Below are 15,571 nucleotides of genomic sequence, written 5' to 3'. Positions count from 1 at the left end.
GCGCAGCGCGTAATCCGACAACACCACAATCACTCCTGCTTCAAATCCTCCGGCTTGATGGCCCACAAACCCGGCAGGTTGCGCCAGTAGCCGTACGCATCCATGCCGAAGCCGACGACGAAGCGGTTCGGGATCACCAGGCCGACGATGTCGGCTTGTACGGGCTTTTTCTTGCCGATGGCCTTGTCGGCGAACACGGCCAGGATGACTTCCGAGGCGCCCATGTCCAGCAGGCGCTGCTTGACGTGCGCCAGGGTTTCGCCTTCGTCGAGAATATCGTCGAGCACGATGACGGTGCGGCCCGCCACGTTCGAGCGGGGGATGACTTTCCACACCACTTCGCCACCCTTGTCGTCGTCGCCGTAGCGGCTGACGTGGATGTAGTCGAATTCGAGCGGGAAGCTCAGTTGCGGCAGCAGGCTGCCCGTAAACACGACGGCGCCGCCCATCACGCCCAGCACCAGCGGGAACTCTTTCGAATCCTCGGCGTTGAAGCGCGTGTTGAGCACATCGGCCATGCGCGTGATCGACGCCTGCACGGCCTCCTGGTCGAACAGCAGTTCCGCGTTCTTGATCAGGTCACGGGCACGGTTGTGATGAAATTCTTGCATGGACTCTTGCATGGCGATGAATAGGGCTGATGGTCAATGCCGGTATTATCCCGCAAATCGGCCTTATTTGTAATCGCGCATGTCGTCGATGATTTTCCCGTCCTGGGCCAGGCTGCCCACCGCCACCAGCACCACGTCGCCGCGCAGCTTGGTCAGTTCGCGGATCGAGCCGATGATGGCTTCCACGCCGCTGGCGTCCGCCGGATCGTCGACTTCGCAATGCAGGGCCATCTCATCGTTGGCCATGCGACCCGACACCACCAGCCGCGCCTTCCTGATTTGCGGGTGGCGGCGCGCGATCTCATGCACCTGCGACGGATGCACGAACATGGCGCGCACCTTGGTGGTTTGATCCGCGCGTCCCATCCAGCCCTTGATGCGCGTATTCGTGCGCCCGCACGGCGACTCCGGCGCGTCCATCAGCACGGCCGACAGATCGCCGGTGGCAAAGCGGATCAGCGGGTAGTCGGCATTGAAGACGGTGACGACGACTTCGCCCACTTCGCCCGGCGCGACGGGAATGCCGCTGCCCGGATGGACGATCTCGAGCAGCACGTTTTCGTCGACGACCATGCCGGGATTGAGCTTGCCATTGCTGGCCGTTTCATAGGCGATGCTGCCGATATCGGCCGAGGCATAGGTCTGGAACACGTGCGGCACGCCGTTCTCGGCAAACCAGCTGCGCAAGGATTCGGGCAAGGCTTCCGCGCCCATCACGGCCTTGGTGACGCTGCTGATGTCGGCGCCCATTTCGCGCGCCTTCTCTATGATCAGTTTTAAAAATGAGGGCGTGCCGATATACGTGTCCGGCTTCAGGTCGGCCATCGCCTGCACCTGCATTTCCGTCTGGCCGATGCCGGCCGGGATGACGGTGCAGCCGATGCGCGCGGCGCCCCCTTCGACCATGAAGGCGGCCGGCGTGAAGTGATACGAAAAGCAGTTCTGCAGCAAGCCGCCGGCGCGCACGCCGGCGGCATACATGGGCCGCGCGAAGCGCCACCAGTCGGGGCCGCGGCCTTCCGGATCGAAGATGGGGCCGGGCGAGACGAACACGCGCGACAGGGCGTTTTTCGACGTCGTGTTCAAGCCGCCGAACGGCAGCTGCGCGTGCTGCAGTTGCTTGAGGTCGGACTTGCGCGTGACGGGCAGCTGCGCCAGCGCGGCGCGGCTGGTGATGCCGGCCGCGTTGACGCCGTCGAGGATGCGGGCCCAGCCCGGCGCCTGTTGCGCGCGCGCGATCAGCTGCGGCAGGCCGGCCATCAATTCGCGTTCGCGCGCTTCGGGAGCGCGTGCTTCCAGACTGTCGAGCGTATCGGTCATGTCAGTCATTCTCCAATTGTCAGTGCATATTGATTCGCACGCCCGGCCATCAGGACCGCCGGGCGCGTTGCAGCCAAGGTTTTTGATGGATCAGGCCAGCCAGCGCTTGCGGCGGCGGTAGAACTTCATGTCGCGGAAGCTCTTGCGCCCGGCGCTGGAGACGCCCAGATAAAACTCCTTGACGTCTTCGTTACTGGCCAGTTCCTGCGCTTGCCCTTCCATCACGACGCGGCCGTTTTCCAGGATGTAGCCGAAGTCGGCGTAGCGCAGCGCCACGTTGGTGTTCTGTTCGGCCAGCAGGAAGGACACGTTTTCCTTGTGGTTCAGGTCCTTGACGATGCCGAAGATCTCTTCGACGATCTGCGGCGCGATGCCCATCGAAGGCTCGTCCAGTAAGATCATCGACGGCTTGGCCATCAGCGCGCGGCCGATGGCGCACATCTGCTGCTCGCCGCCCGAGGTATAGCCGGCCTGGCTGCTGCGCCGCGTTTTGAGGCGCGGAAAGTAGTGATACACCTTGTCCAGCGCGTCTTTCAGTTCACCGCGCGACAGGCTGCGCGTGTAGGCGCCCGTCAAGAGGTTTTCCTCGATGGTGAGATGGCCGAAACAGTGGCGGCCTTCCATCACTTGCGACAGGCCTCGCTTGACCAGCTCATTCGGCGTCAATTGGTCCACGCGCTCGCCCTTGAACTGGACTTCGCCCTTGGTGACGTCGCCCCGTTCGCCGCGCAGCAGGGTCGAGATGGTTTTCAGGGTGGTCGACTTGCCGGCGCCGTTGGCGCCCAATAGCGCCACGATCTTGCCTTGCGGCACTTGCAGCGACACGCCCTTCAGGACCAGGATCACGTGGTCGTAGATGACTTCGATATTGTTCACCGACAGGTAGGGCGGCGGTGCGGCGTCTGGTGTTTGCGTGGCAGTGTGTGTCATGGCTGCTTCGTTTTCATATGTGTTGGCGATGCTGTCGGATTACGCTACGCTAATCCGACCTACGTGAATGCGGCGTAGGTCGGATTAGGCCGCAGGCCGTAATCCGACACCACCATCGGCAGCGATTTACTTCATGCACGCCGGCGTGATCTTCTTCTCTTCGGCGTACTTGTTCGAGGATTCCTCGACCAGCTTGCGCACCAGGGCCTTGTCGCCGACGATCCATTTCGGCGTGATGGCGGTCCACTTCTTGCCATCCCACTGCTGCACCTTCACGGCGCCCGAGCCTTCATGGTCGTCGCAGCTGGTTTTCACGGTGGGGAACATGCCCAGCGCCCCCACAGCTTTTTGACGCGCATCGTCGACGTTCAGGTTTTCCAGGCCCCAGCGCATCTGCTCGCCCGTGATCGGCTTGCCCTTGCCGAATTTTTCCTGCGCCACGCGGATCGCTTCGACCCACAGGATGCCGGCCGTCACGCCGCGCATGTGGTAGACGGAGCCGATGCGTGACTGGTCGGACAGGTTGCCCTTGCCGGTGGCGTAGAGTTTCTTGCGGATGTCGTCGAGCACGGGGTAGTTGCCCGGCGTATTGAACGTCATCGCCGTGTAGCCCTTGGCCGCGTCGCCCGATGGAATCGTGTCTTCCTCGGAGCCGGCCCACCAGACGCCCAGCATTTTGTCGCGCGGGAAGCCGTTGCGCTGCGCCGTCTTGATGGCCACGGAGTTCATCACGCCCCAGCCCCACAGGATCACGTGGTCCGGCTTGGCCTGGCGGATTTGCAGCCATTGGGATTGCTGTTCGCTGCCGGGCGGCGCGACGGGAATCTTGATCAGCTCGAAGCCGTACTGTTTCGACAGCGCTTCGAGCACGGGCAGCGGCTCCTTGCCGAAGGCCGAATCGTGGTACAGGTGAACGATCTTCTTGCCTTTCAGCTTGTCCATGCCGCCATCCTTGTCGCCCAAATACTTGATCATGGCGGCGGCCTGGCTCCAGTAGCTGGAGATCAGCGGATATACATACGGGAAGACCTTGCCGTTGGCGGCATCCGAGCGGCCGTAGCCGATCATCGTCATGGGGATCTTGTCCTGCGCCACGCGGTCGAGGATGCCGTAGGCGACGCCCGTGGACAGGGTTTCGACCAGGGTGGCGCCGCCCTGCTTGGTTTTCAGGCGTTCATAGCATTCGACGCCGCGCGACGGGTTGTATTCGGTTTCGCATTCTTCCCAGCTGATCTTGACGCCATTGACGCCGCCGGCCTGGTTGACCAGGTTGAAGTAGTCGATGATGCCGCCGTAGAAACCGGAGCCGCCGGCCGCGTAGGGACCCACGCGGTAGGAGGGCAGGGCGATGTACTGTTCCTTGTCCTGCGCCTGGGCGCTGCCGGCCATGGTGAGTGCGGCACTGGCGATGGCGGCGGCCAGCATGAGCGATTTGATGTGTTTCATTGTGTGTCTCCTCTTGTTTTATTTGGTATTCAAGTGAACCGACATCGACTGCAAAAACTTAATGGGGGAAGGGCCAGAGTCGCAACTTTTCCTTCGCAATCTGCCACAGCCTGGCCAGGCCGTGCGGCTCGACGATCAGGAAGAAGATGATCAGCGCGCCGAATACCATCAGTTCCAGGTTCGAGGCCACGCTGGTCGGCAATGCCAGGCCATGCGCGATGGTGTTCAGGAAGACGGGCAGCAGCACGATGAAGGCCGCGCCGAGGAAGGAACCGAGGATCGAACCGACACCGCCGATGATGATCATGAACAGGATGCGGAAGGACAGGTCCAGGTTGTAGGCTTCCGGTTCCACCGTGCCCAGGTAGGCGTACGCATACAGGGCGCCGGCCACGCCGCAGTAGAACGAGCTGACGGCAAACGCCAGCAGCTTGGTGCGCATCAGGCGAAAACCGATCACTTCGGCCGCCATGTCCATGTCGCGCACGGCCATCCACGAGCGGCCCACGTTCGAGCGGATCATGTTCTTGGCCAGCAGCGCCATGCCGGCAACGATGGCCAGCACCAGCAGGTATTTGCTTTGCGGCGTGTCGAACTGGTAGCCGAGGATGGTCATCTTCTGCACCGTGATCACGCCCGAGGAGCTGTAGTTGGTCAGATACGGTATCTTGGTCAGGCACCAGACGACGAAGAACTGCGTCGCCAGGGTGGAGGCGGCCAGGTAAAAGCCGCGGATGCGCAGGGAGGGCAGGCCGAAGGCGATGCCCACCATGGCCGCGCACAGGCCGCCCAGGATGAACGACACGAGCAGCGGCAATCCGGGCAGGCGCGCCATGAAGTTATACGAGGCAAACGCGCCCACGGCCATGAAGGCGGCCGTGCCCAGCGACAGCTGGCCCGCGTAACCGGTCAGGATGTTCAGGCCCAATGCCGCCAGGGCGAAGATCAGGAAGGGGATCAGGATCGCCGACAGCATGTACGGCGAGGCGAAATACGGCAGGAGGAAGACGGCAACGAGCAGTGTGGCCGTCAGCGCCAGGCGGTCTTGCCGGATCGGGAAAATCTGGTTGTCAGCCTGGTAGCTGGTCTTGAATTGTCCTGCTTCACGGTAAATCATGGGGTGGTCCTTTGCGGGCTGTTTTGGCTGTTGCCGGGTTACGCGCCATGCGCTAACCCGACCTACGATGCTGTTTCGGTGGTGTTATATGCGACGGATGATCTTTTCGCCGAACAGGCCTTCCGGGCGCACCAGCAGGAACAGCAGGGCCAGCACATATGGGAACCAGCCTTCGATGCCGCCGCCCACCATGGGGCCGAGGTAGACTTCGGCCAGCTTTTCCGACGCGCCGATGATCAGGCCGCCGACGATGGCGCCCGGCACCGACGTAAAGCCGCCGAGGATCAGCACGGGCAGCGCTTTCAGGGCGATGAAGGTGAGGGCGAACTGCACCCCGTTGCGCGCGCCCCACAGCAAGCCGGCCACCATCGCCACCAGGCCCGCCACGCCCCACACCACGGCCCAGATGCGCTGCAGCGGAATGCCGACCGCCAGCGCCGCCTGGTGATCGTCGGCGACGGCGCGCAGGGCGCGGCCCACCTTGGTCTTCGAGAACAGCAAGGCCAGGCAAATCACCAGCAGCGCGCAGATGCCGGCCGCCACCATGTCGAACTGCGAGATGATGATATTGAAATGGTCCATCAGGAAGGGCATCGGCACGTCTTCGATGGGCAGGTCCAGCTTGTGCACCTGCGAGCCCCACATCAGCTGCGCCAGGCCCTCGATGAAAAAGGTCAGGCCGATGGTGGCCATGAAGAGCGTGATTTCGGGCTGGTTGACGAGCGGGCGCAAGACCACCCTTTCAATCGCCATGCCCAGCACGATCATCGTCACCATCGTCAGCGGGATGGCCAGCCACAAGGACAGGCCGAACTTGTCCATGATGCCGACGCAGGTGAGGGCGGCGAAGAACACCATCGCGCCCTGCGCGAAGTTGAATACGCCCGAGGCCTTGTAGATCAGGACGAAACCGATCGCCACCAGCGCATACATGACGCCCGACAGCAGGCCGCCGATCAGCACTTCAAAGAAAAAATTGATATTCATTGCTATTCCTTGTCTAGTGCGCCACGCCGAGATAGGCATTGATCACGTCCTGGTTGCTGCGCACCTCGTCGGGCGTGCCGTCGCCGATCTTCTTGCCGTAGTCGAGCACCACCACGCGGTCGGAGATATCCATCACCACGCCCATGTCGTGCTCGATCAGCACGATGGTCGTGCCCAGCTGGTCGTTGACGTCGAGGATGAAGCGGCACATGTCCTGCTTTTCCTCCACGTTCATGCCGGCCATCGGTTCGTCCAGCAGCAGAATCTCCGGTTCGGCCACCAGCGCGCGGCCCAGTTCCACGCGCTTTTGCAAGCCGTAGGGCAGGCGCCCCACGGGCGTCTTGCGGATGGCCTGGATTTCCAGAAAGTCGATGATTTCCTCGGCCTTCTTGCGGTGCTCGATTTCCTCGCGCCGCGCCGGGCCCCAGTACAGGGCCTGCAGCAGGAAATTCGACTTCATTTTGAGGTTGCGCCCCGTCATGATGTTGTCGAGCACCGTCATGCCCTTGAACAGGGCGATGTTCTGGAAGGTGCGCGCGATGCCGGACTTGGCGGCCGCGTAGCAGTCCATGCCGCGCCGGTGCTCGCCCCGGTAGATGATCTCGCCCTGCTGCGGGCGGTACACGCCATTGATCACGTTGAGCATCGAGCTCTTGCCGGCGCCGTTCGGACCGATGATGGCGCGGATTTCATGCTGTTTCACGTCGAACGAGATGTCGGTCAGCGCTTTCACGCCGCCGAACGACAGCGAGATGTTCTTCAGGTCGAGGATCACGGGGCCCGTCTTGCGGGCCGTGCCGAAATGGGCGTCGGGTTCGTTCATTTGCATCGTGCTGTGCTCCATCATGCGGCCAGGCCCTGCGGCCGGTACGTTTTGCTGTCCCAGATCTGCAGGTCGGCGCTGGTCGAGCCAAGGCGGCCATCCTCGAATTTCACCTGGGTCTCGATGTATTGCGTTGCCTTGCCCTCGTACAGGGCGGAAATGAGCACCGCGTACTTTTCGGCGATGAATTTGCGGCGCACCTTGCGCGTGCGCGTCAGCTCGTCGTCGTCCGGGTCGAGTTCCTTGTGCAGCACCAGGAAGCGGTGCACCTGCGTGCGGTCCATCAGCGGGTCGGCCGCCAGTTCCGCGTTGACCTGCTCGATGCAGTCGCGGATCAGGCCATAGGTTTCGGCGCGCGCCGCCAGGTCCGTGTAGCCGGAATAGGCGATGCCGCGCCGCTCCGACCAGTTGCCCACCGCTTCGATGTCGATGTTGATGAAGGCGCAAACCTGGTCGCGCGCATTGCCGAAGGCCACTACTTCCTTGATGAAGGGGAAGAACTTGAGCTTGTTTTCGATGTAGTTGGGGGCGAACATGGCGCCGCAATTCATCTTGCCCACGTCGGCGGCGCGGTCGATGATTTTCAGATGGCCTTCGCTGTCGAACACGCCCGCGTCGCCCGTATGGAAGTAGCCGTCATTGTCGATCACTTCGGCGGTGGCGTCAGGGCGCTTGAAGTAGCCGCTCATGGTGGCGGGCGACTTGACCAGCACTTCGCCATTGGCCGCCAGCTTGACTTCCACGCCTGGCGCCGGCAGTCCGACGCTGTCGAACTTGATATTGCCGTCCGGTTGCAAGCAAACGTAGGCGCAGGTTTCGGTGGAGCCGTACAGCTGCTTGAGGTTGACGCCGATCGAGCGGTAGAAGCGGAACAGGTCGGGGCCGATGGCGGCGCCGGCCGTGTAGGCGACGCGCACGCGCGACAGCCCCAGCACGTTTTTCAGGGGGCCGTAGACGAGCAGCTCGCCCAGCTTGTAGCCGAGGCGGTCCGCCAGCGAAACGGGCTTGCCATCCAGGATCTGCGCGCCGCAGCGCTTGGCCACGTCCATGAAATGACTGAACATGCGGCGCTTGATGCTGCTCGCGTCTTCCATGCGTATCATCACGCTGGTGAGCATGTTCTCGAACACGCGCGGCGGCGCAAAGTAGCAGGTGGGGCCGATTTCGCGCATGTCGATCATCACCGTGTCGCCCGATTCGGGGCAGTTGACGGTAAAGCCGGCCACCATGGCCTGCGCCAGCGAGAACAGGCAGTCGCCCACCCACGCCATGGGCAGGTAGGACAGGATGTCTTCCTCGTCGGTGAGCTGGTCGAAGGCGACGCCGCCTTCGCCGGCCGCCAGCAGCGCCGTATGGCTCTGGCACACGCCCTTCGGTTTGCCCGTGGTGCCCGAGGTGTACAGGATCACGGCCGAGTCGCTGCCCTGGCCCGCTGCCACGGCGGCGTCGAAGAAGCCGGGATGCTCGCGGTCGTAGGCCCGGCCCAGCGTCTGCAGGGCGGCAAAGGACGTCAGCTCCGGCTGGCGGTAATGGCGCATGCCCCGTTCATCGTCATAGGCGATGTGGGCGACGTGCGGATACAGGGCCTTGAGTTCGAGCAGCTTGTCGACCTGCTCCTGGTCTTCGACGATGGCGTAGCGGATTTCCGCATCCTGCAGCACGTACGCCATGTCGGCGGCCGGCGCATCCTGGTACAGGGGCACCGGCACGCCACCGAGGCTTTGCGCGGCCAGCATGGCCCAGTACAGGCGGGGACGGTTGTCGCCGATGATGGCCAGGTTCATGCCGCGCTGGAAGCCGATGGCGGCCAGGCCGCAGGCCAGCGCGCGCACCTCCTCGTTGACCTCGGCCCAGGTCCAGGTCTGCCAGATGCCCAGGTGTTTTTCGCGAAAGGCGGGCTTGTCGGATCGTACTGTCCCGTGTTGCAATAAGCGCCGCGGAAAAGTCGGCATTGCTGCTGTGGTATGCGTTTGCACCAGTGTCTCCCTGTTGCTTGTCTCAGGCCCCACCTCGTCGGATGGCGCTCTGTATTTTTTATGTGTAAGGCGTTTGTGCAATGATAGTAGCTTGCGTTAGTTTGCCGAGTTGTCTTTTCGGGGACATTTACCCACTTTTCGATGGTGCATCGCACAATGACCAACCCTGATATCAGCCTCAAGGATGCCGTGCGCGCGGCCAACTGGGCGCAGCTGCTCGATCCCCAGCAAATGGCCCGGGTCGAGGCGGATGTGTTCGAGACTTTCGTGCCGAAAGGCGGCTTTGTCTGCCGCAAGGGTGAACCGGTGGACAACTGGATCGGCGTCATCAGCGGCATGGTCAAGATGAATAATTTTTCCGCTTCCGGCAAGGCCATGACCTTCATCGGCGTGCCACCCGGCAGCTGGTTCGGCGAAGGTTCATTGCTGAAGAACGAGATCCGCAAATACGACACCATGGCCCTGCGCGACACGCGCGTGGCGCGCCTGCCCGGCGCCACTTTCCACTGGCTGCTGGAAACGAGCCTGCCATTCACGCGCTTTTTGCTGATGCAGCTCAACGAGCGCCTGGGCCAGTTCATCGGCATGGTGGAAAACGAGCGCCTGCTGGATCTGAATACGCGCGTGGCGCGCTGCCTGGCGTCGATGTTCAACTCGCATCTGTACCCGGGCGTGGAAACCCTGGTGCAGCTGTCGCAGGAAGAGATCGGCCTGCTGTCGGGCTCCTCGCGCCAGCGTGCCAACCAGGCCTTGCAGGTGCTGGAAAAAAGGTTTGTTGCGCCTCGATTACGGCGGCATCCGCGTGCTGGACCTGGAAGGCTTGCGCCGCTACGAGGCCGATGATGCCATCTGAGTCCACTCGCGCCGCGGCGCTGCGCGCGCGCCTCGATGGCGGCTTTGTCGAGCATACGCGTTTCACGGGGCCGCCGGTCGATTTCAGCGACTGGACTCCCGAAGAACTGGGCGCTGTCTGGGGGCGCTGCACCGCGCGGCGCGCTTTGGCCATGACGATCCTGCGCGGCGCGAACTGGCGATGGCGCTATTGGCACAAGCGAGCAGCATGAAGCTGGCACCGGCGCTGGCAGGCGATGTGTTCCTCGACGCGCTGGATGCGGCCCGCGTGCACGACTGGGACTACGCAATCGGCTGCCTGGATTGTCTGCGCGGCGCGCCACCGGAAGGCAGCGCGCAGCTGGCGCTGCGCATCCTGGATGAACCGAAGCACTGGGGCGAACAGCATTTTGCCGCCTGGCTGCTGGCGCAGCTGGCCGGCGGCGACGCCCCGGCCCGGTTCGGGCAGATGATGGAGGAGCGCCATGCGCGCTACCCGATGCCCTTGACCTTGCAGGAACTCACCGTACTGCCGCAACTGGCGCGAGCATCCCTGCTGGCGCTGGCCGGCTCGCGCTACAGCGGCCACTGGAACCGCGACAGCATCGGCGAGGCCGATCCCGCCGACGTGCTGGCCGACGATGCGGCGTATGTGGATTTTTCCCGCACGATACTGGAACAGGCGGCGCGCCATATCGCCGCCATCCATGACGGCAGCGTGCCGTATGCGGCCGATGCCGCCTTTGCCACGGCTGATTCTCCGGTGCTGGCGCGCGCCGCGCGGGTGGCGTCCTATCGCGATGATGCCTGGTTCAGGCCCGTGATTACCGTCTTGCTGCCGTTGGCATGCGTGGCGCCCGGCGCGGCCAAGAGCGCGCCGTCGCAGTCGCTGGCGATGGCGCTGGGCCATGCGGTGGAAACCATCCCCACGCCCGAAAGCCTGCAGGCCCTGCGCGCGGCGCTGGCCCAGGTACGCCATGCGGGCATCCGCAAGAAACTGGAACGCAATCTGAAACCGGCCGAACGGGCGCTGGCCGAACGGCCCGATATCGCCTGGAGGGTCGGCATGCCGGGCCCCATGGGCAAGCGGCGCCAGGCCATGCTGGCGCGCCGCCTGGAAGCGGGCTACGCCAGCGAGGTGTGGTTTGGCCTGGACCAATGGCGTGCCCTGCGCGACGATGCCGATATCGACGCGGTGGCGCGCGCGCTGGTCTGGCGCACGGGCGATGGGCTGGCCTTCATGCTCGACGGGAAAGGCGCCATCGATGCGCAGGGGCAGCCAGTGGATTTGCCTGGGCAAGGCGAGATCGGCCTGTGGCACCCCTTGCATGGCAGCGGGGAGGAGCGCGCCGCCTGGCAAGCGCTGATCGCGCAGCGGCGCCTGCGCCAGCCGCTGCGCCAGGTCTATCGCGAAATATATGCGCCGCCCGGCGACGGCAGTGCCGCATTTGCCGGCTACCAGCTGTCGCTGCCCACCTTGCTGGGACTGGCGCGCCGCGAAGGCTGGCGCCTGGACCGCGATGAAGGCTTGTCGCGCCAGTTCGGCGCCTGGCGCGTATTGCTTCGCCTCGAGGGGCACGTGTATCCGGGGGCGGGCGGCGCCTGCACGTCAAACGGGCTGGCGCCCGCGCAGATGATGCCGATGACGCCGGTGGCCTATTCGGAAGCGTGCCGCGCGGTGGACCTGCTGGTCAGCGCCAGCGCGCTGGCGCTGGTCGAGGACGAGCAAAGCGTGGAGCGCGAACAGCGCCTGTTTTACCTGTCCAACCTGGCACCGGGGCCGATGGCCGGCATGCGGCGCGCCGTGCTGGAACAGGTATTCGCGGACCAGATCGAGGACGGCCGCATGGCGTTCGAAGCGCGCCACCTGATGGTGGGCGGGCATGCGATCCACCTGAGCACCGGCAGGGCCACGAAGGAGGGCGCCGAGGCGGTGATCGAGGTGGTAGCGATGGGGAGCAAGCTGGGCGCCGTGCCGTGGCTGCCCTACGACGAGGCGCTGCTGGAAAAAATCGCCGCCGCCGCCGGGGCGCTGCTGGCGCAGCACCGAGTGCAGTCCGGCCGCTAATCGCGGTATCATAGACGCTTCCCGGTACCGCTCCATTTTCGCTCCCATGCAGACACCAGACCAATCCACTCCCGCTTCCCGTTTATCGCAGCTGCGCGACGCCATGCGCGCGCAGCACATCGATGCCCTGATCGTGCCATCCGCCGACCCGCATTTGTCCGAATACCTGCCGGCCCGCTGGCAGGGCCGCGAGTGGCTGTCGGGCTTCACGGGGTCGGTCGGTACCCTGGTCGTGACGCAGGATTTCGCCGGCGTGTGGACCGATGGCCGCTACTGGGAGCAGGCGGAAGACGAACTGGCCGGCAGCGGCATCGTCCTGAAGAAAATCCCGTCCGGCGCCAGCGTGCTGTATATCGACTGGCTGGGCGAGACCATGCAGCCGGGGCAGACGGTGGCCGTCGATGGCGCCGTGCTGGGCCTGGCCAATGCGCGCCTGCTGCAGCAGGCGCTGGGCGAGCAAGTGACCCTGCGCACGGGTACCGACGTGCTGCAAGCCGTCTGGCCGGATCGCCCGGCCATGCCTGCCGCGCCGGTGTACGAGCATGCGGCAGCGTATCCGGCCCTGTCGCGCAGTGAGAAACTGGCGGCCCTGCGCGCCGGCATGGCGGCGCACGGCGCCAGCCACCACGTCATTTCCACCCTCGACGATATCGCGTATTTGTTCAACCTGCGCGGCGCCGACGTGAACTACAACCCCGTCTTCCTCGCCCATGCGCTGGTGGGCCCTGAGCGCGCCACCCTGTTCGTCGCCGACGGCAAGCTGCCCGCCGCCCTGCGCGCCATCCTGGAGAGCGAAGGCGTGGACGTGGCCGCGTATGACCGCGCGGCCGCCGCGCTGGCCGCCCTTCCGGCCGGCGCCACCCTGCTGCTCGATCCGCGCCGCATCACGTTCGGCACGCGCCAGGCCGTGGCCGACGGCGTGCGCGTGGTCGAATCGATCAACCCCACCACCCTGGCCAAGTCGCGCAAGACGGACAGCGAAGCGGCGCACGTGCGCGCCGCCATGGAGCAGGACGGCGCCGCCCTGTGCGAATTCTTCAGCTGGCTGGACAGCACCCTGGCCGACCCGCAGCGCGCGCCGTTGACGGAAATCGGCGTCGACGCGCACCTGACGGCCGCGCGTGCCCGCCGCGCCGGTTTTGTCAGCCCCAGTTTCGGCACCATCGCCGGCTTCAATGCGCATGGCGCCATCATGCATTACCACGCGCATGCGGATTCGGCCGCCACCATCGAAGGCGATGGCTTGCTGCTGATCGACTCGGGCGGCCAGTACTGGGGCGGTACCACGGATATCACGCGCGTGGTCCCCGTCGGCACCATCACGGCAGAACACCGGCGCGATTTCACCCTCGTCTTGCGCAGCATGATCGCCCTGTCGCGCGCGCAGTTCCCGCGCGGCGTGAAGTCGCCCATGCTCGATTCGATTGCCCGCGCGCCCCTGTGGGCCGAAGGCATCGACTTTGGCCACGGCACGGGCCATGGCGTGGGCTTTTTCCTCAACGTCCACGAAGGGCCGCAATCGATTTCGCAGTCCGCCATGCCGGAGCCGCAGACGGCGATGGAACCGGGCATGATCACCTCCATCGAGCCGGGCATCTACCGTCCCGGCCAGTGGGGCATCCGCATCGAGAACCTGGTGCTCAACGTGCCGGCCGATACGACGCAGTTCGGGGAATTCCTGCGCTTCGAGACATTGACCCTGTGCCCGATCGACACGCGCTGCGTGGAACGCTCGCTGTTGCGCGACGACGAGGCGGCCTGGCTCAACGACTACCACGCCACCGTGCGCGCGCGCCTGGCGCCGCACCTGGCGGCGCCGGCCGATGCGCCTGCGCTGGCGTGGCTGGAACAGCGCACGGGAGCCATCTGATGCGCTCGACCCGCGCCACGTCCGCCATCGAGCGGCTCAAGGAACGCACCGGCAACCGCCTCTACACGATGGCGCGCACGGGCGATGAACTGTTCTTCCTCACGGAAGGCCCCGGCTTGCCGCCCCTGTGCCCGCCGTTGGAACTGGACGCCTTTGTCGCCTTCGTGAATGGCCTGGGGCCGCAAAAGGCGCGCCGCGTCAGCAAGCTCGACGTGGCGTTTGAAAAGCAGCTGACCAAAAAGCCCCAGGATTAAATGCCGACCATCGACTTCCTGCGCGCCTACTGGTCGCCGGCCGAGCTGGCGACGAACGGCGTGATCCTGCTGAATCTGCTGGGCGCGCTGCTGCTGGGCTTGCTGGTGGGTTATGAACGTTCGTATCACGGGCGCGCGGCCGGCATGCGCACCTACAGCCTCGTTTGCATGGCCTCGGCCGCGCTGACGGTGCTGGGCGGCTATCCCGAGTTCTGGTACGGCGGCCATGGCGCCATCGTCGGCAGCGATCCCACGCGCGTCATCCAGGGCATCGTCACGGGCGTGGGCTTTCTCGGCGCCGGCGTCATCATGCGCGAGGGCTTCAATATCAGCGGCCTGACGACGGCCGCCTCGATCTGGGCCTCGTCCGTGATCGGCATCATGGTCGGCATCGGCTTTTATCTGTCGGCCATGGGCCTGGCCTTCCTGTGCGCGATGGCGATGATTTTCCTGTCAAAATTGGAGAACTGGCTGCCGTCGCGCCACGCGGTGGCCATCACCATGCGTTTCAAGCAAGGCTTCATTCCACGCGAGGACGCGCTGCGGCGCATGGCCGCCAAGCGCGGCTACGACATCGCGGGCGGCTCGCTGACCATCGGCAGCAACGACGGCATGCAGGAATGGCGCTTTGTCGCCATCGCGCATGGCAAGAACACGGGCGCCAGCCTGTCGGCCATGTCGGCCGAACTGGCCGCCTTCGAAGGCATCGCCGGCTTCCAGCTGTCGCATGCACGCAACTGAAAAGGATGGACATGGACGCCCGGGCTCAAAAAGTACTCGATTTCTGGTTCCTGCCGCCGGATCTCCCCGGCCACGGCCAGGCGCGCATGGAATGGTTTCGCAAGGACGACGGTTTCGATGCGCAGATACGCGCGCGTTTCGGCGCGCTGATCGATGCCGCCATAGCCGGCGGCTTGGGTGAATGGGATGCCACGCCGCATGGCGCGCTGGCGCGCCTCATCGTGCTCGATCAGTTTACGCGCAATGTGTACCGCGGCACGCCGCGCGCCTTTGCCGGCGACGCCCTGGCGCTGGCGCTGGCCGTCGCCATGACGCAGCAGGGACTCGACCAGCAGCTGCCGCCGATGCTGCGCGCCTTCGTGTATTTACCGTTCGAACATGCGGAAGACCTGGCCATGCAGGCGCGCGCCGTCGAGCTGTTCCAGCGCCTGTCGCAGGCGCAGCCCGGTTTGAGAGCATGCTCGACTACGCCGGGCGCCACCAGGAAGTGATCGCCCGCTTCGGCCGCTTCCCGCACCGCAATGCCATCCTCGGCCGCCCCTCCACGCCCGAAGAAGTGGAATTCCTGCGCCAGCCGGGATCGAGCTTTTAGACAAT

At 64.7% G+C, this 15,571-nt stretch carries 13 protein-coding genes and 2 pseudogenes; 7 read left to right on the top strand and 8 right to left on the bottom strand.

Annotated elements, in window-relative coordinates:
* Nucleotides 1–29 precede the first annotated feature (29 nt).
* From ACRHIG_RS02500 to ACRHIG_RS02465, 8 genes are all read right to left on the bottom strand, one after another.
* Complete coding sequence (locus tag ACRHIG_RS02500) at nt 30–611, bottom strand: hypoxanthine-guanine phosphoribosyltransferase (RefSeq protein WP_086137290.1); 582 nt, start codon at nt 609–611, stop codon at nt 30–32.
* Nucleotides 612–674: 63 nt separating this feature from the next.
* A complete protein-coding gene (locus ACRHIG_RS02495; protein ID WP_489629275.1) occupies nt 675–1,931 on the bottom strand; it encodes a phenylacetate--CoA ligase family protein in 1,257 nt (418 codons plus the stop codon).
* A 90-nt stretch (nt 1,932–2,021) separates the two neighbouring features.
* Entirely contained in the window at nt 2,022–2,861 is an 840-nt protein-coding gene (locus ACRHIG_RS02490) for an ABC transporter ATP-binding protein (RefSeq protein ID WP_489629274.1), read from the bottom strand.
* A gap of 126 nt (nt 2,862–2,987) precedes the next feature.
* A complete protein-coding gene (locus ACRHIG_RS02485; RefSeq protein WP_489629273.1) occupies nt 2,988–4,307 on the bottom strand; it encodes an ABC transporter substrate-binding protein in 1,320 nt (439 codons plus the stop codon).
* A gap of 58 nt (nt 4,308–4,365) precedes the next feature.
* Nucleotides 4,366–5,424, bottom strand: coding sequence for a branched-chain amino acid ABC transporter permease (locus ACRHIG_RS02480; RefSeq protein WP_034752817.1), 1,059 nt, complete (start codon nt 5,422–5,424; stop codon nt 4,366–4,368).
* An 84-nt stretch (nt 5,425–5,508) separates the two neighbouring features.
* Complete coding sequence (locus tag ACRHIG_RS02475) at nt 5,509–6,405, bottom strand: branched-chain amino acid ABC transporter permease (protein ID WP_230504509.1); 897 nt, start codon at nt 6,403–6,405, stop codon at nt 5,509–5,511.
* A gap of 19 nt (nt 6,406–6,424) precedes the next feature.
* Nucleotides 6,425–7,240, bottom strand: a complete 816-nt coding sequence (locus ACRHIG_RS02470) for an ABC transporter ATP-binding protein (RefSeq protein ID WP_029496076.1) — start codon at nt 7,238–7,240, stop codon at nt 6,425–6,427.
* A gap of 14 nt (nt 7,241–7,254) precedes the next feature.
* The gene (locus ACRHIG_RS02465; RefSeq protein WP_489630728.1) at nt 7,255–9,186 is read right to left on the bottom strand and encodes an AMP-binding protein; all 1,932 of its coding nucleotides are present in this window, start codon (nt 9,184–9,186) and stop codon (nt 7,255–7,257) included.
* Nucleotides 9,187–9,366: 180 nt separating this feature from the next.
* Between ACRHIG_RS02465 and ACRHIG_RS02460 the strand changes: the two are divergent.
* The 7 genes and pseudogenes from ACRHIG_RS02460 to ACRHIG_RS02430 all read left to right on the top strand — a co-directional run bounded on the left by ACRHIG_RS02460 (nt 9,367) and on the right by ACRHIG_RS02430 (nt 15,566).
* Nucleotides 9,367–10,063, top strand: a pseudogene (locus tag ACRHIG_RS02460) (Crp/Fnr family transcriptional regulator).
* Nucleotides 10,050–10,274 (top strand): hypothetical protein, encoded by a 225-nt coding sequence (locus ACRHIG_RS02455; protein WP_489629272.1) that lies wholly within the window; start codon nt 10,050–10,052, stop codon nt 10,272–10,274. Before ACRHIG_RS02460 ends, ACRHIG_RS02455 begins: the two are co-directional and overlap by 14 nt.
* The gene (locus ACRHIG_RS02450; RefSeq protein WP_489629271.1) at nt 10,271–12,109 is read left to right on the top strand and encodes a DUF4132 domain-containing protein; all 1,839 of its coding nucleotides are present in this window, start codon (nt 10,271–10,273) and stop codon (nt 12,107–12,109) included. The genes ACRHIG_RS02455 and ACRHIG_RS02450 overlap by 4 nt, the downstream gene beginning before the upstream one ends.
* Before the next feature lie 46 nt (nt 12,110–12,155).
* Nucleotides 12,156–13,979 (top strand): aminopeptidase P family protein, encoded by a 1,824-nt coding sequence (locus ACRHIG_RS02445; RefSeq protein WP_489629270.1) that lies wholly within the window; start codon nt 12,156–12,158, stop codon nt 13,977–13,979.
* Entirely contained in the window at nt 13,979–14,233 is a 255-nt protein-coding gene (locus ACRHIG_RS02440) for a hypothetical protein (RefSeq protein ID WP_046681889.1), read from the top strand. The genes ACRHIG_RS02445 and ACRHIG_RS02440 overlap by 1 nt, the downstream gene beginning before the upstream one ends.
* Complete coding sequence (locus tag ACRHIG_RS02435; protein WP_092713279.1) at nt 14,234–14,974, top strand: MgtC/SapB family protein; 741 nt, start codon at nt 14,234–14,236, stop codon at nt 14,972–14,974.
* A 5-nt stretch (nt 14,975–14,979) separates the two neighbouring features.
* Nucleotides 14,980–15,566 (top strand): annotated as a pseudogene (locus ACRHIG_RS02430) (DUF924 family protein).
* Nucleotides 15,567–15,571 lie beyond the last annotated feature (5 nt).

Source organism: Janthinobacterium sp. C22 (genome assembly GCF_057919405.1).
This window is presented reverse-complemented; position numbering and strand designations above follow the sequence as displayed.

Coding starts and splice junctions, on each gene's coding strand:
- ACRHIG_RS02500 (WP_086137290.1), bottom strand. CDS start 611: ATGCAAGAATTTCATCACAACCGTGCCCGTGACCTGATCAAGAACGCG.
- ACRHIG_RS02495 (WP_489629275.1), bottom strand. CDS start 1,931: ATGACCGATACGCTCGACAGTCTGGAAGCACGCGCTCCCGAAGCGCGC.
- ACRHIG_RS02490 (WP_489629274.1), bottom strand. CDS start 2,861: ATGACACACACTGCCACGCAAACACCAGACGCCGCACCGCCGCCCTAC.
- ACRHIG_RS02485 (WP_489629273.1), bottom strand. CDS start 4,307: ATGAAACACATCAAATCGCTCATGCTGGCCGCCGCCATCGCCAGTGCC.
- ACRHIG_RS02480 (WP_034752817.1), bottom strand. CDS start 5,424: ATGATTTACCGTGAAGCAGGACAATTCAAGACCAGCTACCAGGCTGAC.
- ACRHIG_RS02470 (WP_029496076.1), bottom strand. CDS start 7,240: ATGCAAATGAACGAACCCGACGCCCATTTCGGCACGGCCCGCAAGACG.
- ACRHIG_RS02465 (WP_489630728.1), bottom strand. CDS start 9,186: ATGCCGACTTTTCCGCGGCGCTTATTGCAACACGGGACAGTACGATCC.
- ACRHIG_RS02455 (WP_489629272.1), top strand. CDS start 10,050: ATGATGCCATCTGAGTCCACTCGCGCCGCGGCGCTGCGCGCGCGCCTC.
- ACRHIG_RS02450 (WP_489629271.1), top strand. CDS start 10,271: ATGAAGCTGGCACCGGCGCTGGCAGGCGATGTGTTCCTCGACGCGCTG.
- ACRHIG_RS02445 (WP_489629270.1), top strand. CDS start 12,156: ATGCAGACACCAGACCAATCCACTCCCGCTTCCCGTTTATCGCAGCTG.
- ACRHIG_RS02440 (WP_046681889.1), top strand. CDS start 13,979: ATGCGCTCGACCCGCGCCACGTCCGCCATCGAGCGGCTCAAGGAACGC.
- ACRHIG_RS02435 (WP_092713279.1), top strand. CDS start 14,234: ATGCCGACCATCGACTTCCTGCGCGCCTACTGGTCGCCGGCCGAGCTG.